Below are 19,746 nucleotides of genomic sequence, written 5' to 3' on the forward strand. Positions count from 1 at the left end.
AGTCCGCCATGTACGAGCTGTCCCGGGTCCGCCTCTACTCCATCGGACCCGCCGGTGCGCGCTACGCCGACACCGTGCTTGACCTGCGCGGGGTGGGCGCACCCGTGCCCGACCCCGCCCCCACGCAGGCGGAGTTCTTCGAGGAGGAGCCCGTCGGGCCGCCGCGCCGGCCCGCGCCCGCCGGCGTGCTCTTCCTGGAGAACGGCGGCGGCAAGTCGGTACTGCTCAAGCTGATCTTCTCGGTGATGCTGCCGGGACACCGCAACACGCTCGGCGGCGCCAGCTCCGGTGTGCTGCGCAAGTTCCTGCTCGCCGACGACTGCGGCCACGTGGCGCTGGAGTGGCAGCACGTGCAGACCGGCGAGTGCGTCGTCGTCGGCAAGGTGAGCGAGTGGCGCGGACGGCAGGTCTCCAACGACCCCCGGAAGTTCGCGGAGGCCTGGTACTCCTTCCGGCCCGGTCCCGGACTCAGCCTCGACAACCTCCCCGTGGCCGAGGCCACCACCGTCCGGCCCCCGGCCGAGGGCCAGTCGGGTGCGCGCGGGCGGCGGCGCACCATGAAGGGCTTCCGCGACGCCCTGACGGAGGCGGGCAGGACCTACCCACACCTGGAGGTGCACTGGGAGGAGATCCACGACCGCTGGATCGAGCACCTCGGCGACCTCGGCCTCGACCCCGAACTCTTCCGCTACCAGCGGGAGATGAACGCCGACGAAGGCGAGGCCGCCGGCCTCTTCGCCGTCAAGAAGGACGCCGACTTCACCGACCTGCTGCTGCGCGCCGTCACCGACACGCGGGACACCGACGGGCTCGCCGACCTGGTCAGCGGCTTCGGCAACAAGCTGGGCCGGCGCGCCGAGCTGATCGCCGAACGGGACTTCACCGCCGGGTCCGTGGACCTGCTCGGGCGGATCGTCGAGGCCGCCGAGGCCCGCACCCGCGCGCGTGACGTCCACGCCGGGGCCGAGCGCCGTACCCGCGCCCTGGCGCGCCGGCTCTCCGCGCGCGGCGTGCGGGAGCGGGCCAGAGCCGCCGACCTGGCCCAGCGGGTCACCGCCGCCGCGTACGCCGTCACCCACGCCGAGGCGGCCCGCGAGCGCAGTGCCCTGATTGCCGCCGAACTCGCCTACCGGCACGCCTCACTGGCCCTCGCCGCGGCCGAGAAGTCCGCCGCCGCGCAGAAACGCGAACTCGCCGACGCCCGCACGCTGTACTCGGCCTGGCAGGCCGCCGAGGCCGTACTGCGGCACCGCGCCGCCGCCGACCGTGTCGCCCGGGTGTCCGCCGCGATCCAGGAGGCGGAGCGGGACGCCGCCCCGGCCCTGGCCGCCCGCTCCCAGGCCGCCGTCGACCTGGTACGGGCCCTGCACGCCGCCGCGGAGAAGGCCGAGAGCCACGCCAACGAGGAGGAGGAGCGCTCGGCCGCCCTCCAGGAGGTCAGCGACAGCGCCTACCGCGACTCCACCGCCGCGGCCACGCAGGCGCAACGGGCCCGCAGCGAGGTCGGCCACCTGAAGCAGCGTCTCACCGAGGTCGAGCAGGAGACCGCCGAGGCGGTGCGGGCCGGCTGGCTCGACGACAGCGCGCCCGACGCCGACCCGGCCCGCGCCGCCCTCGCCGCCAGTGACGCGGAGAAGAGCGCCGTCGAGGCCTGGGACGCCGCCCGCGAGGCGTCACGCCGGGCGACCGAGCACGCGCGGGAGGCAGCCGCCACCGAGACCCGCGCGGAGCTGACCGCGGCCCGCGCGGCGGACGCGGCCACGGCGGCGGAGCGGTCCTATCAAGCCGAGCGCCGCACCGCCGAGGCGCTGGCGGGGGAGGAGCGGCTGGCGGAACTGCTCAGCCTGACCCCCAAGGCCCGCCCCGGTATCCCCCAACCCCGCCACGGCACGGACGGCGAGCAGCCCGCCCCGCCGGACGCCGGCGAGCAGCAACTCAGCCCCGAGGAACTCGACCGCTTCGCCGACGACCTGCGCGAACTGCTCGACGACGCCGTCTCCTCCGCCGAACGGCAGCTGTTCGACCTGCGGACGGCCGCCGCCGACGACTCCCGGATCCTCGGCGCGCTCGGCGACGGCGGCCTGCTGCCGCCCGGCCCGGACGTCCTGGCCACGGTCGAGTTCCTGGGCGAGCACGGCATCCCGGCGCTGCCCGGCTGGCGTTACCTCGCACAGGCCGTCGATCCGGCCGACCACGCGCGCGTGCTGGCCGCCCGGCCCGAACTCGTCGACGGCGTGATCATCACCGACCCGGACTCCCACGCCCGGGCCCGGGAGGCGCTGGGCGACGCCGCCCTGCTGCCGAGGTCCGCCGTGGCGGTCGGCACGGCCGCCGCCCTGCTCGCCCCGGCCCCGGCCCCGGACACCGACGGCGGTGACGTGTTCCTCGTGCCGCCGAACCCGGCCATGCACGACGAGCACGCCGCGGACGAGGAGCGGCAGGCCCTGCGCGCCAGGGCGGCCGAACGCGACGAGGAGATCCGTACGCTCGCCGCCCGGCTGGGCAAGGACCGGGAGCTGGCGGCCCGGCTCGCTTCCTGGCGCACCGGCTGCCCGGCCGGCCGGCTGGCCGAGCTGGCCCAGGCGGCCCGCGCCACCCGCGAGTTCGCCGAGGAGTCCGAGGCCGAGCTGGCCGAGGCCCGCACCGCGCGGGCGGAGGCCGAGGAGGCCGCCGCCGAGGCCGCGCACGTCCGGGACGAGCGGCAGGAGGCCGCCCAGAAGGCCCGCCGCTCCGCCGACGCCCTCGCCGGGCTCGCCTTCCGGCTGCGCGAGCGGGCGGGCTGGCAGGCCAAGCTGCGCGAACTGGCCGACGAGGCGGCCGAGTCCGAGGCGGCCGCCCAGGCGTGTCTGGAGCGCGCCCGGGCCGCCGACGAGGACCGGCGCGCCGCCCAGCGCGCCGCCGACGACGCCCGCCGCACCGCCCGTGCGCTGCGCGCCGAACGCTCCGAGATCGCGGGCGCGCCCGATGTCGTGCCCGAGGACGACGCCCAGACCCCGAAGGCCTCCCTGCCCGCTCTGCGCGAGGCCTACCGGGCCGCCTCCCAGGTGTACGAGAAGGTCGGTGTCGGCGCGGACCTGCGGGCCGAGCAGGCCCGCGCGGAGAGCGACGAGAGCGCGGCGCGCGCGGACCTGGACCGGCTGAGCAACAAGGTCCGCACACGCGCGGAGCAGCTCCTCGAATCCCCCGACGGCTCCGACGGGCCCAGCCGCCAGGCCGCCGCCGCCCGCGCCGAGGAGCTGGTGCAGCTCCTGGAAACCCGTATGTCGAGCGCGAGCGAGCAGCTCGGGCGGCTGCGCGGCGAGGCCGAACGGCACGCACCCGAGGACGGTGACGCGCACACCGAACTCCCCGAGGACCGCCGGCCGCGCGACGCGGAGCACGCGCAGGCCCTGCTGCGCACGGCCACGGCCGAACTCGCCTCCCACACCGAGGCGCTGACCCAGGCACGCGAGGCGCACGCCGAACTCCTCGACGCACACCGCGCCGCCGAGGACGCGGCGAGCGGGTTCGACGAGATCGCCGCGATGCTCCGCGACCTGCTGCGCGAGCACACCACGGACGAGGAGCAGGAGGAGACCGAGCCGTACCCCGGCAGCCCCGAGGAGGCCCGGCAGTCGGCCGCCGAGGCCCGCCGCTCGCTGCGCGGCTGCGCCGCCGACCTGTCCGCCGCCGAGGCCGCCGTCCGCGAGGCCTGCGACATCCTCGTCCGGCACGCCAACTCCACGCGCTACGAGCAGGTCCGCACGCCGGCCCGCCAGCAGATCCGCGAACTGCCCGCCTCCGCGCTGCCCGAGCACGCCCAGAAGTGGGCGGACGCCTTCGCGCCCCGGCTCCGCGTCCTGACGGACGAGCTGGAGCAACTGGAGCGAAACCGCGACTCGATCGTGGACCGCCTGCGCGGCCTGGTCGAGTCCTCACTGGCCACCCTGCGCTCCGCCCAGCGGCTCTCCCGGCTGCCGGAGGGCCTCGGCGAATGGTCGGGGCAGGAGTTCCTGCGCATCCGCTTCGAGGAGCCCGACCAGGCCACGCTCACCGAACGGCTCGGCGAGGTCATCGACGAGGCGACCCGCGCCGCCGTCAAGAAGAACTCCGACCTGCGCCGCGACGGCATGTCCCTGCTGCTGCGGGGCGTCGCCGCCGCGCTGCAGCCCAGGGGCGTCGCCGTGGAGATCCTCAAGCCCGACGCGGTGCTGCGCGCCGAGCGTGTCCCCGTCGGGCAGATGGGCGACGTGTTCTCCGGCGGCCAGCTGCTCACCGCGGCGATCGCGCTGTACTGCACGATGGCCGCGCTGCGGAGCAACGACCGGGGCCGCGACAAGCACCGGCACGCCGGCACGCTGTTCCTCGACAACCCGATCGGCCGCGCCAACGCCACCTACCTGCTGGAACTCCAGCGGGCGGTGTCCGACGCCCTGGGCGTCCAGCTCCTGTACACCACCGGCCTGTTCGACACCACCGCGCTGGCCGAGTTCCCCCTCGTCATCCGCATGCGCAACGACGCCGACCTGCGGGCCGGCCTCAAGTACATCAGCGTCGAGGAACATCTCCGACCGGGCCTGCCCCAGCAGCCCCAGGCGGGAGAGGCGGTGCACAGCGAGATCACGGCGACCAGGATGTTCAGACGTCCCTCGCCATCGGCGTCCTGACGGGTGCCCTCGGACGCCTTGCGTGCTCCTCAAGGGTGGGACAGCTGCCCGGCACCGCCCCGCCGGCGTATCCGCTCCCGCGCCCGTTCGTCGGCGCGCGCCCGCCGTCGGGCACGGCGCCGCTCGCGCCGCAGGGCCCGGGCCGTGCTGCTCGGCACGGACACCACGCCATGGCGCTGGTTCCACACCTGGCGCGTCACCCATACGTCGAGCACGCCCCACGTCGCCACGATGGTGCTGACCACGCTGCTGATCACCATGGGCAGGGCCAGCCAGGAGCCGGCCATCGTGCACAGGAAGGCCGTCATGGCCTGAAGCAGCGTCAGGGCGATGACGAGGACCGCCCGCACGGCTGCCGTCCTCACCGGATCCGGCAGCCTGCGCCGCCGCGCGGGCTCCTCCACCCACAGGGGCCGGTTGGACCGCTGCTCGCGCGGGTCTCGCGCCTTTCCGCCCGCCCCGGGCGCCTCGTACCGCTCCGCCGTGCCCATCACCCTGTCACTCCCCACCGCCAGCAGACCGCTCCCGCTCGCGTCCGAAGACCCGCGCTCCCCAGTGGCTGCCCTGCTTGCGCTGTATTACGCCGCCCAAGTGCGGGATGCGGCGCCTGTGGCCGATTCCGCCCCCATTTCCTACGGGGAAGGACGAGCGACCCACCACGAAGATTCCCAGAGGACGAAAAATTTCAGCCAACCGCCCAAGTGAGTCCCGGAGGTCGGCCGATGCGTCCGCCATCGGTTTCGGGGAGACAACTCCCGCAATGCCCGGACAACTCGACATGCCCGGCGAGTGGCGCGGAAGTTCAGGCTCCGGACCGGTCTTCGAGTTCCCTGTTCGTCGGTAGTAGGCTCGCGGCGTTTGTTGACGCACATGTGTACCCCCGGTAGGCCGGGGGGCCCGAGCTGGGGGAGGCCATGCGCTTTCGCGGGAAGTCCATCCGCCGGAAGATCGTGGCGCTGCTCCTCGTGCCGCTGGTGTCCCTGACCGCGATCTGGTCCTTCGCCACGGTGCTCACGGGACGTGAGGCGGGCGACCTGTTCAACGTGTCGTCCGTGGTGGAGAAGATCGGCTACCCCATCGAGGACACGGTCCGCGTCCTCCAGGAGGAACGCCGCCAGACCCTCGTCTACCTCGCTGACCCACGAGCCTCCGACGGGCTCGCCGCGCTCCGGCGCAGCCGGGCCGCCACCGACAAGGCCGTCGGCAGCATCCGCGAGAACGCCCGGAACCCCGACGTGCGCGACGCGATGGGAGCCGACACCGACGAGCGGCTGACCGCGGTCCTGGACGCCTTCGAGGGCATCGAGCCGTTGCGCCGCAGCGTGGAGGACGGCACGGCCGACCGCGCCCAGGCCCTGGGCCTCTACAACCGGCTGGTCGACCCCTGCTACGTGCTGCTGGCCAACCTGCACGTGGTCGACAACGTGGAACTGGACAAGCAGTACCGCGCGCTGGTCAACCTCGCCCGCGCCCGCGAACTGCTCTCCCGTGAGGACGCCCTCCTCGGCTCCGCCCTGGTCGTCGGCCGGATCTCGCACTCCGAAGAGCGCGACATCTCCGACCTGGTGGCCCAGCGCACCCTGATGTACGACGTCAACCTGCAGCTGCTGCCCGTGGCGGAGCGCGACCGCTACGAGAGCTTCTGGAAGAACGCCTCCTCCGCACCGCTGCGGGTGGCGGAGGAAGCAGCCCTCGACTCCGGCTCCGGAACCCCCCGCGGAGTCACCGCCAAGAGCTGGGACAGCGCCGCAGGCAACGTGCTCGACGAGCTCGGCACCCTCAACGACCAGGCCAACGACCGTTACCAGGACCGCGTCCACCCCGTGGCCGTGGGCGTCATCGCCAAGGCGGTCATCGCCGGCGCGCTCGGCCTGATCGCGCTGCTGCTCTCCCTCTTCCTCTCCGTCCGCGTCGGCCGCACCCTCATCCGCGACCTGCGGCAGCTTCGCCTGGAGGCCCACGAGGCGTCCGGGGTGCGGCTGCCCAGTGTGATGCGCCGCCTCTCGGCGGGCGAGCAGGTCGACATCGAGACCGAGGTCCCGCGCCTGGAGTACGACAAGAACGAGATGGGCGAGGTCGGCCAGGCTCTCAACACCCTCCAGCGCGCCGCCGTCGAAGCCGCGGTCAAACAGGCCGAACTGCGCGCCGGGGTCTCCGAGGTCTTCGTCAACCTCGCGCGCCGCAGCCAGGTCCTGCTCCACAAGCAGCTCACCCTGCTCGACGCCATGGAGCGCCGCACCGAGGACACCGAGGAACTCGCCGACCTGTTCCGGCTCGACCACCTGACCACCCGCATGCGCCGGCACGCCGAGGGCCTGGTGATCCTCTCCGGCGCCGCACCGTCCCGGCAGTGGCGCAAGCCCGTCCAGCTCATGGATGTCGTCCGCGCCGCCGTGGCCGAGGTCGAGGACTACGAACGCATCGAGGTGCGCCGCCTGCCGCGGATCGCCGTCACCGGCCCGGCCGTCGCCGACCTGACGCACCTGGTGGCGGAACTCCTGGAGAACGCCACGGTCTTCTCGCCACCGCACACCGCCGTCCAGGTCGTGGGCGAGCGGGTCGCCAACGGCTTCACCCTGGAAATCCACGACCGGGGTCTCGGAATGGCCGCCGAAGCCCTGCTGGACGCCAACCTCCGGCTCGCCGAGACGCCCGAGTTCGAGCTCTCCGACACCGACCGGCTCGGCCTGTTCGTGGTCAGCCGCCTCGCCCAGCGGCAGAACGTCCGCGTCTCCCTGCAGCCGTCTCCGTACGGCGGCACCACCGCTGTCGTCTTCATCCCGGACGCCCTGCTGACGGACGAGGTCCCGGACACCAACGGCATCGGCTTCCGGCTCGACCGCCCCCAGCCGGCCCCGGAGAGCGAGCCGCGGGACAGCCGCCGCGCCGCGCTGTCCCAGGCACCCGCACCCCGGCCCGGCCTTCCGGCCTCCCTCCTGGACGGACCGGTCGAGCTGGAGGCCCCCGTCGACCTGGACACCATCGACGGCTTCCGCGGCGTCCTCGAGGACGGAAACAGCGAGCACGGCGGTCTGTTCCGCTCCCGCCACTCCCTGACCCGCGCACAGGACGGGTCGGCCGGCCGGGGCGAGCCCCACCAGCAGTCCGACGCCCGCGGCGCGGCGGACCGGACCGACACCGACGACGAGCTGAACGCACCGGTGCAGCTGCCCCGCCGCCACACCCCCAAGCTGGTCAGTTCCCACGGCCGTCCGGTCACCGGCCAGCGCCCCCGGCGGGGGAACACCGACGAGGAAACCACCACGGGCGCCGGCCGGGAGGAATCCGGGATGCCACCCTCACTCCCGTCCCGCCGCCGAGGCGAGGAGGGTGGGCGGACCACGGACCGGACCGGGCCGGAGCCCGCTTCCGCGTTTCCGGCGCGGCGCCGCACCGACAGCTCCTCGCCCGGGAGCGCCCGGAGCGAGGCGCAGCCGGACGCACCGCCGCTGCCGGCCCGCCGCCGCGGCATCGGCGCCGCCGGGCACAGCGAGGACCACACCACCTCGCCGGCCTCGCCCGGCAGCGCCGCCGGGTCCGAGCCGCCCGCCCTGCCCAAGCGCACACGCCGTGCGGAGTCCGCCTCGAGCGGCCCGGACGGCCCCGATCACCTCCCCGGCTCCGGGCCGGAGAGGACCGGCGGGCCCATGCGACACGAGTCAGGCCCGGCCGTGGCGGACCAGAGGACCGGCTCGGCTCCCGGCACGGGCCAGTGGACCGGCTCCGCACAGCGAAACGACGGGCTCGGCTCCGCACCACCCGGGCCCCGCCCGGGCACCGCTCCGCTGCCCCGGCGTGTCCGGCAGGCCAACCTGGCCCCGCAGCTCAAGCGCGGGCCGGAGCCGCGTACGGAGGACAGAACCGAGTCCGTCGAACGCGACGCCGAGGAAGTACGCAGCCGTATGGCCTCGCTCCAGCGAGGCTGGCAGCGCGGCCGCGACGAGAACGCAGCGGGCGACGCCGCCCACAGCAGCACAGCACCACGAGGAACGAACAAGGGGGACGGTCGATGACCGCACCGAAGGCGACCGGCCACACCGCGACCATCAAGGGGGAGCTGAACTGGCTCCTCGACGACCTGGTGGACCGCGTCGCGAGCATCCGCAAGGCCCTCGTGCTCTCCGGCGACGGTTTGCCGACGGGCGTGTCCAGGGACCTGACCCGGGAGGACAGCGAGCACCTGGCCGCCGTGGCCTCCGGCTTCCACAGCCTCGCCAAGGGCGTGGGACGCCACTTCGAGGCCGGCAGCGTCCGGCAGACCGTCGTCGAGCTCGACGACGCGTTCCTGTTCGTGACGGCCGCTGGGGACGGCAGCTGCCTCGCCGTCCTCTCGGACGCCGACTCGGACGTCGGCCAGGTCGCCTACGAGATGACGCTCCTCGTGAAGCGGGTGGGTGTGCATCTGGGTGCCGCTCCGCGCACCGACCTGCCCGCAGGCGGGTAGTGGGATGACATGAGCGCTGACGGACAGGGAAGAAGGCACTGGTTCGACGACGAGGCCGGACCGGTGGTCCGTCCGTACGCTATGACGCGCGGCCGCACCAGCAGCCAGGGCCAGCACCGCCTGGACCTGATCGCCGTCGTGGTCACGGAGCCGCACGCGGACGATCCGGAGGCGGACCACATGCTCTCCCCGGAGCACGTGGACATCGTCGAGCTGTGCCGTGACATCCCGCAGTCGGTCGCCGAACTCGCAGCGGAACTCGACCTGCCGATCGGGGTGGTACGGGTCCTCGTCGGGGATCTCGTGGACGCGGAATTCGTCCATGTGAACCGGCCCGTGCCCCCGGCCGAGCTGCCGGACGAGAGTATCCTGCGCGATGTGATCAACGGCCTGCGGGCGCTGTGAGCAGCGCGGAAGCGGGGTACTGACGTGACTGGCTGGCAGTTCTGGGTCGACCGAGGCGGCACCTTCACCGACATCGTCGCGCGTCGCCCGGACGGCCGGCTGCTCACGCACAAACTCCTGTCGGACAACCCCGCGCGGTACGCCGACGCCGCGGTCGAGGGCGTCCGCACGCTGCTCGCCGATTCCGGCACCCCGGTCGAGACCGTGCGCATGGGAACCACGGTCGCCACCAACGCCCTCCTGGAGCGCACGGGCGAGCGCACCCTGCTGCTCGTCACCCGCGGCTTCCGGGACGCCCTGCGCATCGCCTACCAGAACCGCCCCAGCATCTTCGCCCGTCGCATCGAACTGCCCGAGCTCCTGTACGAGCGGGTCGTCGAGGTGGACGAGCGCATCGCCGCGGACGGCACCGTGCTGCGCGAGCCCGACCTGGACGCCCTCGCCGGGCCTCTCCGGGAGGCGTACGACGAGGGGATCCGGGCCGTCGCCGTGGTGTGCATGCACAGCCACCTCCACCCGGCCCACGAACAGGCCGTCGGGGAACTCGCCGGCCGCATCGGCTTCCCGCAGATCTCGCTCTCCAGCGAGGCCAGCCCTCTGATGAAGCTCGTCCCGCGCGGGGACACCGCTGTCGTCGACGCCTATCTGTCGCCCGTCCTGCGCCGCTACGTCCGGCAGGTCGCCGACGCGCTCGAAGGCGTACGGCTGATGTTCATGCAGTCCAACGGCGGTCTCACCGAGGCGGGGCAGTTCCGCGGCAAGGACGCCATCCTCTCCGGCCCGGCCGGTGGCATCGTCGGCATGGCCCGCATGTCGCAGCTCGCCGGACACGACCGGGTCATCGGCTTCGACATGGGCGGCACCTCCACCGACGTCTCCCATTTCGCGGGCGAGTACGAACGCGTCCTCACCAGCCGGATCGCCGGCGTCCGGCTGCGGGCGCCCATGCTGGACATCCACACCGTCGCGGCCGGCGGTGGTTCGGTCCTGCGCTTCGACGGCTCCCGCTACCGCGTAGGGCCGGACTCGGCGGGCGCGTCCCCCGGGCCCGCCTGCTACCGGGGCGGTGGCCCGCTCGCCGTCACCGACGCCAACGTCATGCTCGGCCGCATCCAGCCTGCCCACTTCCCGAAGGTGTTCGGGGCGCAGGGCGACGAGCCCCTCGACGACGCGGTCGTCCGGGACCGCTTCACCGCCCTCGCGCGCGAGATCCGCGAGCGGACCGGCGACGACCGCACCCCTGAACAGGTCGCCGAGGGGTACCTGCAGATCGCCGTGGCCAACATCGCGTCCGCCGTGAAGCGGATCTCGGTCCAGAAGGGCCACGACGTCACCCGCTACGCCCTCACCACCTTCGGAGGAGCCGGCGGTCAGCACGCCTGCATGGTCGCCGACTCCCTCGGCATCGGCACCGTGCTCGTGCCACCCATGGCCGGCCTCCTGTCCGCACTCGGCATCGGCCTCGCCGACACCACCGCCATGCGCGAACAGTCGGTCGAGGCCCCCCTGGAACCCGCATCGATGCCCGGTGTCCTCCGGACCGCCGAGGACCTCGAAGCAGCCGCACGCGCCGAACTCCGCGCCGAGGACATCCCGGAAGAACAGATCCAGGTCACCCGCCGCGCGGAGCTCCGCTACGACGGCACGGACACCACCCTCACCGTCGAGCTGACCGAGCCCGACGCGATGCGGCACGCCTTCGAGGAACGTCATCGCGCCACGTACTCCTTCACGCTCGACCGTCCGATCGTCGTCGAAGCCCTCTCCGTCGAAGCCACCGGCATCACCGAACCCCCCGATCTCTCCGCTCTCGCCCCCTACGAGGCCCCCACCGGCGGCAGCCCCGCCGCGCCGCGGACGGTCCGCCTGCACACGGGCGGCGCCTGGCGCGACGTACCCCTGCGCCGCCGCGAGGACCTTCCCCCGGGTGACACCGTCACCGGCCCGGCGATCATCACCGAGGCCGGCGCGACGACCGTCGTCGACGACGGCTGGCGGGCCGCGGCGACCCACTACGGGCATCTGGTCATGGAACGCGTCGCGGTTACGCAGAGTTCCGATCTCGACACCAGAGTCGACCCGGTTCTGCTTGAGGTGTTCAACAACCTCTTCATGTCCATCGCCGAGCAGATGGGCGCCCGCCTCGAATCCACCGCACAGTCCGTCAACATCAAGGAGCGCCTGGACTTCTCCTGCGCCCTCTTCGACCCGGACGGAAACCTGGTGGCCAACGCCCCCCACATCCCCGTCCACCTGGGCTCGATGGGCACGAGCGTCAAGGAGGTCATCCGGCGGCGCGGTTCCGGCATGCGGCCGGGAGACACCTACGCCGTCAACGACCCGTACCACGGCGGCACCCACCTGCCCGACGTCACGGTGATCACCCCGGTCTTCGACGCGACGCCCCCCGGTGACACGGAGAGTGACCCAGAGATCCTCTTCTACGTCGCCTCACGCGGGCATCACGCCGAGATCGGCGGCATCGCCCCCGGTTCCATGCCCGCGAACAGCCGCACCATCGACGAGGAGGGCGTCCTCTTCGACAACTGGCTGCTCACCGAGAACGGCCGTCTCCGTGAGGAGGAGACCCTCCGCCTCCTCACCGGGGCGCCCCACCCCTCCCGCAACCCGCAGACCAACCTCGCCGACCTGCGCGCCCAGATCGCCGCCAACCGGAAGGGCGCCGACGAGGTGGGCCGCATGATCGAGGACTTCGGCCTCGACGTCGTCCAGGCCTATATGAAGCACGTCCAGGACAACGCCGAAGAGGCCGTGCGCCGCGTCATCGACGCCCTCGACGACGGTGACTACGCCTACGAGACGGACTCGGGCGCCGTCATCAGGGTGCGCGTGCGCGTGGACCGCGAGAACCGTGCCGCGACCATCGACTTCACCGGCACCTCCGCCCAACTGCCCACCAACTTCAACGCCCCCGTCTCGGTCGTCAACGCGGCCGTCCTGTACGTCTTCCGCACCCTCGTCGCCGACGACATCCCCCTCAACGACGGCTGCCTGCGCCCGCTGGACATCGTCGTGCCGCCCGGCTCCCTGCTCGCCCCGGAGCCGCCGGCCGCCGTGGTCGCCGGCAACGTGGAGACCTCCCAGGCCATCACCGGCGCGCTCTACGCGGCGCTCGGCGTCCAGGCCGAGGGCTCCGGAACCATGAACAACGTCACCTTCGGCAACGAACGCCACCAGTACTACGAGACCGTCGCCTCCGGCTCCGGCGCGGGTGACGGCTTCCCCGGCGCATCGGTCGTGCAGACCCACATGACCAACTCACGCCTCACCGACCCCGAGGTTCTGGAGTGGCGCCTGCCCGTCCGACTCGAGGAGTTCGCGGTCCGGCGCGGCAGCGGTGGTTCCGGCAGGTGGCGCGGCGGGGACGGCGCGGTGCGCCGCATCCGGTTCCTGGAGCCCATGACCGTCTCCACGCTGTCGCAGCACCGCCGGGTCCCGCCGTACGGCATGGCGGGCGGAGAGCCGGGCGCGCTCGGAGCCAACCGCGTGGAACGCGCCGACGGCACGGTGACCGCGCTCGGCGGCAGCGACTTCGCCGATGTCGATGCCGGCGACGTACTCGTCATCGAAACCCCAGGCGGCGGAGGCTATGGCTCCCCGTCGCCCGACACCCATCAAGCAGGAGAAGAGATCGATGATCTTCGGGCGTTCTGAGCGCGGCAAGCCTCCGGTCGAGCCCGTCACGCTCAAGATCCTGGTGGCAGGCGGCTTCGGCGTGGGGAAGACCACGCTCGTCGGCGCGGTCAGCGAGATCAGACCGCTGCGCACCGAGGAACTGCTCACCGAGGCCGGGCGCCCGGTCGACGACACCAGCGGTGTGGAAGGCAAACGCACCACGACGGTGGCCATGGACTTCGGCCGCATCACGCTCCGCGAGGACCTGGTGCTGTACCTCTTCGGCACGCCCGGCCAGGAGCGGTTCTGGTTCATGTGGGACGAGCTGTCCGAGGGCGCGCTCGGCGCGGTCGTCCTCGCCGACACCCGCCGCCTCGAGGACTGCTTCGCCGCCGTCGACTACTTCGAGCGGCGCTCGATACCGTTCCTCGTCGGCGTCAACTGCTTCGAGGGCGCCCCGCGTTACCCGGTGGAGGACGTCCGTCAGGCCCTCGACCTCGACGAGGGCGTACCGCTGTTGATGTGCGACGCCCGCGACCGCGAGTCGGTCAAGGAGGCACTCATCGGGGTCGTCCAGCACGCCATGGCGTACGCGGCCGACCGTCGTCGGTCCGTGACCACCTGACGACGGCCGGCCCGCGGGCGCGGCCCGGACCCACGCCGACAGGGTCCGGGCCGGGATCTGCGTGGCTAGCTGCCGCCGTCCTCCTCCCAGCCGAAGCTCCTCTCCACGGCCTTGTGCCAGTTGTGGTACTCGCGGTCCCGTACCGACGCCTCCATGGACGGGGTCCACTCGACGTCCTTCTGCCAGTGCGCCTTGAGTTCGTCGGTGTCGTTCCACACACCGGTGGCCAGACCGGCTGCGTAAGCGGCTCCCAGACAGGTCGTCTCCGAGACCTTGGGCCGCACCACCGGCACGTCGAGCACGTCCGACTGGTGCTGCATCAGCAGATTGTTCTTCGTCATGCCGCCGTCGACCTTCAGGGTGGTGATGTGCACCCCGGAGTCCTGGAACATGGCGTCCACGACCTCGCGGGTCTGCCAGCTCGTGGCCTCCAGCACCGCGCGCGCGAGGTGCGCCTTCGTGACGTACCGGGTCAGCCCGGTGACCACGCCGCGCGCGTCGGAGCGCCAGTACGGTGCGAACAGGCCCGAGAACGCCGGCACGATGTACGCGCCGCCGTTGTCCTCCACGCTCGCCGCCAGCGGCTCGATCTCGTCGGCGGTACGGATGATGCCGAGCTGGTCGCGGAACCACTGGACCAGCGCGCCCGTGATGGCTATCGCTCCCTCCAGGCAGTAGACCGGCGCCTCACTGCCGATCTTGTAGCCCATCGTCGTCAGCAGACCGCTCTTCGACTGCACCGGACGGTTCCCGGTGTTGAGCAGCAGGAAGCTGCCCGTGCCGTACGTGTTCTTCGCGGTGCCCACGTCGTAGCAGGCCTGGCCGAACACGGCGGCCTGCTGGTCGCCGAGCGCGGAGGCCACGGGAACCCCGGCGAGCTGTCCGACGGCCGTGCCGTAGACCTCGGCGGAGGATTTGATCTCGGGCAGCACGGCCTCCGGGATGTTCATCGCCGAGAGGATCGAGGGGTCCCACTGCAGGGTCTCCAGGTTCATCAGCATGGTGCGCCCGGCGTTGGTCACGTCGGTGACGTGCTGCCCGCCGTCCGTACCGCCCGTGAGGTTCCAGATCAGCCAGGAGTCCATCGTGCCGAAGGCGATCTCACCGCGCTCGGCCCGGGCCCGCAGGTCGGGCACGTTGTCGAACAGCCATGCCGCCTTGGGCCCGGAGAAGTACGTGGCCAGCGGCAGTCCCGTCTGCTCACGGAACCGGTCCTGCCCGTCCGAGCCGCCCAGCTGGTTGCACAGCGCCGCCGTCCGCGTGTCCTGCCAGACGATGGCGTTGTGCACCGGCTTGCCCGTCTTGCGGTCCCACAGCAGGGTCGTCTCGCGCTGGTTGGTGATCCCCATCGCGCTCAGCTGGTCGGCCCTCAGGCCGGCCTTCGCGAGCGCGCCCGCGACGACCGCCTGCGTCTTGGACCAGATCTCGGTGGCGTCGTGCTCCACCCAGCCGGGCTTGGGAAAGATCTGGCGGTGCTCGCGCTGGTCGACGGCGACGATGGCGCCGTCCTGGTTGAAGACGATGCAGCGGCTCGACGTGGTGCCCTGGTCGATCGCTGCGACGTACTTCTCGGCGTTGTCCGTCATGGCTACCCCTTGGCTGGTTCAGAAGGCTGCGTTGTAGATGACGCCACCCAGTAGTCCGCCGATCAGTGGACCGATGACCGGGATCCAGGAGTAACCCCAGTCGGAGGTTCCCTTGTTCGGGATCGGCAGGACGGAGTGGATGATGCGCGGGCCGAGGTCACGCGCCGGGTTGATGGCATAACCCGTGGGACCACCCAGCGACAGGCCGATGCCGACGACCAGCAGGGACACCAGCAGGATCGCGATGCCGGACCCGTAGATGCCGTCGGCGCCCGGGATCTGGCCGATGCCGATGCCCTCGACGTGCCTGTCCTGGCCCACCAGGGCGAGGATCGGCAGCACCAGGGCGATGGTGGCGAGGATCTCGGTGATCAGGTTGGCGATCGGGTTCCGGATCTCCGGGATGGTGGAGAAGATCCCGAGTGTCGGCACCGGTTCATCCGCCGTGCCCTCCGTGGTGCCCGTCTGCCGCACGTTGGCCGCGAACTGGGCGTAGTACACGAGGTAGCACAGGATGGCCCCGATCATGGCCCCGGTGATCTGACCCAGCAGGTAGACCCAGACCTTGCTCCACACGCCGGTGTCGACGGCGAGACCGAAGGTGACGGCCGGGTTGATGACCCCTCCGGAGAGGGGAGCGGCGGTGTACGCGCCGGCCAGCACGCCGAATCCCCAGCCGAACGCGATGACGATCCAGCCCGAGGCCCGGGCCTTCGAGAATCTCAGTGTGACGGCGGCGCACACGCCGGCGCCGAACAGGATCAGGATCGCCGTGCCGATCAACTCACCGAAGAAAATGTCTCCGTTACTCATGGCGGCTCCTAGGCCGTGGCCCGAGACGGTCCGCCCCGGTCCTCACGTGCAGGGTGCGTTCCCATGGCCACTTCGGCCGGCGGCAGGGAGGTCCCGCGCGCCGCCCGGCATCCGTGACGAGCGTGCCGCCGCAGCCGAATCGCCGTGGGGGGAAGAGGCCTTGGCTCTGGCGCGCCCGCGCGCCGCATTGCCGGAATGCGCCGATTATGTACGGCGATGTCGACTGACACCGGAAGTGTTCACCGGCACCCAAAGGGCGTCAAGGTCGCCGACCGCAACGGCTGACGGCCATGTGACGGGCCGGGCTCCTGCCGGGCCGGGTGGCCGGTTGTTGCACGGCCCTGGCGGCGCCCGGTCGCATCGTTGTTCAGATCTGGTCGGGCCATCGCGGGCCTCGGTCGGCCACGCGAGGCTTGGCTGGTGGTGTCCGGCCTTCGCTGGGCTCCGCCGCGGGCGATCGCCCAGCCGCACCTTGCTCCTCGCTTGCTAGCACCAGCATCCACCTGACCTGGCGGTTCCTCAACCGCACAAGTGCCGCCCCGCCGACGGCCGCGGTGCGCGGCCACGACGGAGTAGGCCCTGGCCCGTGTCCGGGCGCCGCCTGCCCGGCCTGCGCGCCCCTACGGGTGGGGCTGTCATGGGTGTGCCGGCCCCTCCCGGGGCGTCCCGTGCCTGCGCCGGGCCCGGCCCTCCCCGAACTCCTCAGCAGATCTGATCCAGCCCTGCCGAGCGGGCTCAGCCGCCCTGGAGCCATTCCGGCACTCGCACCCGGGCGTGCACGGGTACGAGTGCCCGGGCATGCTGGCCCGGCCCGGCACCAGACTCGCCCCGTGCGACGCCCTCGCAGCCTCGCGCAAGAGGCGACCACCGACCGGAAGGCGAAGCACAGAGTGCCCGTCCAGGAGCGCGCCGGAGCATGAGGACTCCACCGGGGCACCCGCCCCGGGCCCGCTTCGTGAGGCGTTCACGCAGAATTCCGACGCGATGACACAAGGTAACGCCGGACACGGTCACGGCCGCCCGGCAGCCCGCACCTCACCGCACCGCGATCACCGCCGAGCCGTGCCCGAACAGCCCCTGGTTGGCGCTGATGCCCACGCGTGCGCCCGCGACCTGCCGGCCACCGGCCTCACCCCGCAGCTGCCAGGTCAGCTCGCACACCTGCGCTATCGCCTGAGCCGGAACCGCCTCTCCGAAGGACGCCAGCCCACCGCTGACGTTCACGGGTACGCGCCCGCCCAGGGCCGTCGCACCGTCCCGCAGCAGCCGCACGCCCTCGCCCGCACCGCACAGCCCCAGGTCCTCGTACCACTGCACCTCCAGAGCGGTCGAGAGGTCGTACACCTCGGCCAGTGACAGATCCTCCGGCCCGATGCCCGCCTCCTCGTAGGCGGCCCCGGCGATCGACATCCGGAACGTCCCGCCGGGCGGATCGACCGCCACCGCGGAGTCCGTGGCGATGTCCGGCAGGTCCAGCACGGTGTTCGGGAAACGAGGTGTCACCGTGGAAACGGCCCGGATCCGCACCGGCTCGGGGTGCCCGTGCCGCCGTGCGAACTCCATGCTCGCGAGCACCACGGCCGCGCCGCCGTCCGAGGTCGCGCAGATGTCGAGCAGGCGCAGCGGATCGGCGACGACGGCTGACGCGGCGACCTCCTCGGCGGTGACCGGGCTGCGGTAGCGCGCCCTGGGGTTCAGCGCCCCCATTGCCGCGTTCTTGACCTTCACCTGTGCGAAGTCGTCCGTGGTGTCGCCGTACACAGCCATGCGTCTGCGGGCGTACAGCCCGAAGTACACGGGGTTGGTCGCCCCGAGGACCCGGAAGCGCAGCCAGTCGGGATCGTCGGGCCGGTCCCCGCCCGCAGGGCGGAAGAAACCCTTGGGAGCGGCGTCCGCTCCCACCACGAGCACCGCATCGGCCTGCCCGGACAGAATCTGGGCCCGTGCCGCGTCGACGGCCTGCGCCCCCGACGCGCACGCCGCGTACACGCTGGCGACCCGGGATCCCTGCCAACCCAGTGCTCTCGCGAACGTCGCTCCGGCGATGTACCCCGGATAGCCGCCCCGCACGGTGCCCGCGCCGATGACAGAGCCGATGTCCCGCCACTGCAGCCCGGCGTCGGCGAGCGCCGCGCGGGCGGCCACGACGCCGTACTCGACGAAGCTCCGTCCCCACTTGCCCCACGGGTGCATCCCCGCTCCGAGCACCGCCACCTCCGCCGTCACGCCCGCACCCCCGCCGGCCGCCAGTGCCACGTCGTCCACGTCGTCGCCGCGTCCTCGTGGAGCACGCCGGGAACGACCTCGGCTTCCATCCCCACCGCCAGATCCGCGACGGTGACCCCGGGGGCGGCCTGCCCCAGCACCACGATCCGTTCGGCCGCCAGCTCCACAGCGATCAACACGTACGGTTGCCACGGAAGTTCCGGGTCGCTCACATAGGGTGACGGCGGCCGGTACCGACTGTCCGTGAACGACCAGACGCGCCCCCGTCGCGAGAGGCGGATCTCCTCCAACTCCCCGCTCGCACAGGCGGGGTTACGGCAGTAATGGTCCTCACGCGGGAAGAAGACCGAGGCGCACGACGCGCAGCGCGTCCCGAGCAGCCGGAAACCGTCCCCGTCCCCTTCGAACCACCCCGCCACCACAGGTGTTCGTGTCCGTGGCACAGCGCCTCCCGTCGACCCGGATCTGACGGTACGTCAGAAGTCTGCCACGGCCTTCGGGAATCGGCATCCCTTCCCGGGCGGCACCATCTCCTGGTAGACGCAAGAGCCATGACACGACTCACCTCCCTGGCCCGAGGCCTGATCACCGCGGTCGCCGCCCTGCTGGCGGCGACCGTCCCGACCGCCACCGCCCGGGCCGGAGCCGAGCCCGAGGCGCCCGGGGACTTCGTGGCCCTGAGAAGCGTGGACCCGACGATCATCCAGGAGATGCGCTACTTCACCCCGCACAACTTCGTCGGCGAGCGCGTCGACGGCTACGTCCAGCCGGTCTGCCTGCTCACCCGGCCCGCCGCCCGAGCCCTCCACGAGGCCCAGCGGAAACTGCTGCGCCAGGGCTACACACTCAAGGTGTACGACTGCTACCGGCCGCAGCGCGCGGTGGACCACTTCGTCCGCTGGGCCGAGGACCTCGACGACCAGGCGATGAAGGGCGAGTTCTACCCGAACGTCGACAAGAGCCGGCTCTTCACCGACGGCTACATCGCCGGGAAGTCCGGCCACAGCCGCGGATCGACCGTGGACCTCACCCTGGTGAAGCTGCCGGCCAGGCCGACCCGGCCGTACCGCCCCGGAGAGCCCCTCGTGCCGTGCTTCGCACCCAAGGGCGAGCGGTTCCCCGACAACTCCGTCGACATGGGCACCGGCTTCGACTGTTTCGACACCCTCTCGCACACCCTGGACCCACGTGTCCAGGGCGACCGCCGCGCCAACCGGCTGCTGCTCAAGACCACCCTGGAGAAGCTCGGCTTCGTGAACCTGGCAGAGGAGTGGTGGCACTACACCTACAAGCCCGAGCCCTACCCGGACACCTACTTCGACTTCCCGGTGTCGAGGAAGTCGCTCACCGGCCACCACTGAGCCG

Annotated in this window: 12 protein-coding genes; 7 read left to right on the forward strand and 5 right to left on the reverse strand. The window is 72.3% G+C overall.

Annotated features, from left to right (window positions below):
- The first annotated feature begins 8 nt into the window (after window positions 1-8).
- Window positions 9-4,646 carry a hypothetical protein gene (locus tag IE212_RS07825; protein ID WP_190196967.1) on the forward strand — a complete coding sequence of 1,546 codons (4,638 nt, stop codon included), beginning with the start codon at window positions 9-11 and terminating at the stop codon, window positions 4,644-4,646.
- Window positions 4,647-4,675: 29 nt separating this feature from the next.
- On the opposite strand, the gene IE212_RS07830 is transcribed toward IE212_RS07825, so the two are convergent.
- On the reverse strand, window positions 4,676-5,137 hold the full coding sequence (locus tag IE212_RS07830) for a hypothetical protein (RefSeq protein WP_190197007.1): 462 nt from the start codon (window positions 5,135-5,137) through the stop codon (window positions 4,676-4,678).
- Window positions 5,138-5,560: 423 nt separating this feature from the next.
- Here IE212_RS07830 and IE212_RS07835 point away from each other — a divergent pair, with 423 nt between their 5' ends.
- Genes IE212_RS07835 through IE212_RS07855 form a run of 5 tightly spaced genes read left to right on the forward strand, consistent with a single transcriptional unit; the run spans window position 5,561 to window position 13,756 of the window.
- Window positions 5,561-8,659, forward strand: a complete 3,099-nt coding sequence (locus IE212_RS07835; protein ID WP_190196968.1) for a sensor histidine kinase — start codon at window positions 5,561-5,563, stop codon at window positions 8,657-8,659.
- Entirely contained in the window at window positions 8,656-9,090 is a 435-nt protein-coding gene (locus IE212_RS07840) for a roadblock/LC7 domain-containing protein (protein WP_190196969.1), read from the forward strand. The genes IE212_RS07835 and IE212_RS07840 overlap by 4 nt, the downstream gene beginning before the upstream one ends.
- A gap of 9 nt (window positions 9,091-9,099) precedes the next feature.
- Complete coding sequence (locus IE212_RS07845) at window positions 9,100-9,495, forward strand: DUF742 domain-containing protein (protein WP_190196970.1); 396 nt, start codon at window positions 9,100-9,102, stop codon at window positions 9,493-9,495.
- Between the two features lie 24 nt (window positions 9,496-9,519).
- Entirely contained in the window at window positions 9,520-13,170 is a 3,651-nt protein-coding gene (locus tag IE212_RS07850) for a hydantoinase B/oxoprolinase family protein (RefSeq protein ID WP_190196971.1), read from the forward strand.
- The gene (locus tag IE212_RS07855) at window positions 13,151-13,756 is read left to right on the forward strand and encodes a GTP-binding protein (RefSeq protein WP_190196972.1); all 606 of its coding nucleotides are present in this window, start codon (window positions 13,151-13,153) and stop codon (window positions 13,754-13,756) included. Before IE212_RS07850 ends, IE212_RS07855 begins: the two co-directional genes overlap by 20 nt.
- 65 nt (window positions 13,757-13,821) lie before the next feature.
- Here the strand turns inward: IE212_RS07855 and glpK are convergent, their stop codons facing one another.
- The 4 genes from glpK to IE212_RS07875 all read right to left on the reverse strand — a co-directional run bounded on the left by glpK (window position 13,822) and on the right by IE212_RS07875 (window position 18,803).
- Window positions 13,822-15,342, reverse strand: coding sequence for a glycerol kinase GlpK (gene glpK / locus IE212_RS07860; protein ID WP_190196973.1), 1,521 nt, complete (start codon window positions 15,340-15,342; stop codon window positions 13,822-13,824).
- Window positions 15,343-15,360: 18 nt separating this feature from the next.
- Window positions 15,361-16,155 (reverse strand): MIP/aquaporin family protein, encoded by a 795-nt coding sequence (locus IE212_RS07865; protein ID WP_190196974.1) that lies wholly within the window; start codon window positions 16,153-16,155, stop codon window positions 15,361-15,363.
- Window positions 16,156-17,190: 1,035 nt separating this feature from the next.
- Entirely contained in the window at window positions 17,191-18,381 is a 1,191-nt protein-coding gene (locus tag IE212_RS07870) for a lipid-transfer protein (RefSeq protein WP_190197008.1), read from the reverse strand.
- Entirely contained in the window at window positions 18,378-18,803 is a 426-nt protein-coding gene (locus IE212_RS07875; protein ID WP_190197009.1) for a Zn-ribbon domain-containing OB-fold protein, read from the reverse strand. Before IE212_RS07875 ends, IE212_RS07870 begins: the two co-directional genes overlap by 4 nt.
- A 129-nt stretch (window positions 18,804-18,932) precedes the next feature.
- Between IE212_RS07875 and IE212_RS07880 the strand changes: the two genes are divergently transcribed.
- A complete protein-coding gene (locus tag IE212_RS07880; RefSeq protein ID WP_190196975.1) occupies window positions 18,933-19,742 on the forward strand; it encodes a M15 family metallopeptidase in 810 nt (269 codons plus the stop codon).
- The last annotated feature ends 4 nt before the right edge of the window (window positions 19,743-19,746 follow it).

This window comes from Streptomyces djakartensis, assembly GCF_014651075.1.
In the GTDB taxonomy this organism is placed as follows: domain Bacteria; phylum Actinomycetota; class Actinomycetes; order Streptomycetales; family Streptomycetaceae; genus Streptomyces; species Streptomyces djakartensis.

Coding starts and splice junctions, on each gene's coding strand:
- IE212_RS07835 (WP_190196968.1), top strand. CDS start 5,561: ATGCGCTTTCGCGGGAAGTCCATCCGCCGGAAGATCGTGGCGCTGCTC.
- IE212_RS07840 (WP_190196969.1), top strand. CDS start 8,656: ATGACCGCACCGAAGGCGACCGGCCACACCGCGACCATCAAGGGGGAG.
- glpK (WP_190196973.1), bottom strand. CDS start 15,342: ATGACGGACAACGCCGAGAAGTACGTCGCAGCGATCGACCAGGGCACC.
- IE212_RS07880 (WP_190196975.1), top strand. CDS start 18,933: ATGACACGACTCACCTCCCTGGCCCGAGGCCTGATCACCGCGGTCGCC.
- IE212_RS07845 (WP_190196970.1), top strand. CDS start 9,100: ATGAGCGCTGACGGACAGGGAAGAAGGCACTGGTTCGACGACGAGGCC.
- IE212_RS07825 (WP_190196967.1), top strand. CDS start 9: ATGTACGAGCTGTCCCGGGTCCGCCTCTACTCCATCGGACCCGCCGGT.
- IE212_RS07830 (WP_190197007.1), bottom strand. CDS start 5,137: ATGGGCACGGCGGAGCGGTACGAGGCGCCCGGGGCGGGCGGAAAGGCG.
- IE212_RS07865 (WP_190196974.1), bottom strand. CDS start 16,155: ATGAGTAACGGAGACATTTTCTTCGGTGAGTTGATCGGCACGGCGATC.
- IE212_RS07855 (WP_190196972.1), top strand. CDS start 13,151: ATGATCTTCGGGCGTTCTGAGCGCGGCAAGCCTCCGGTCGAGCCCGTC.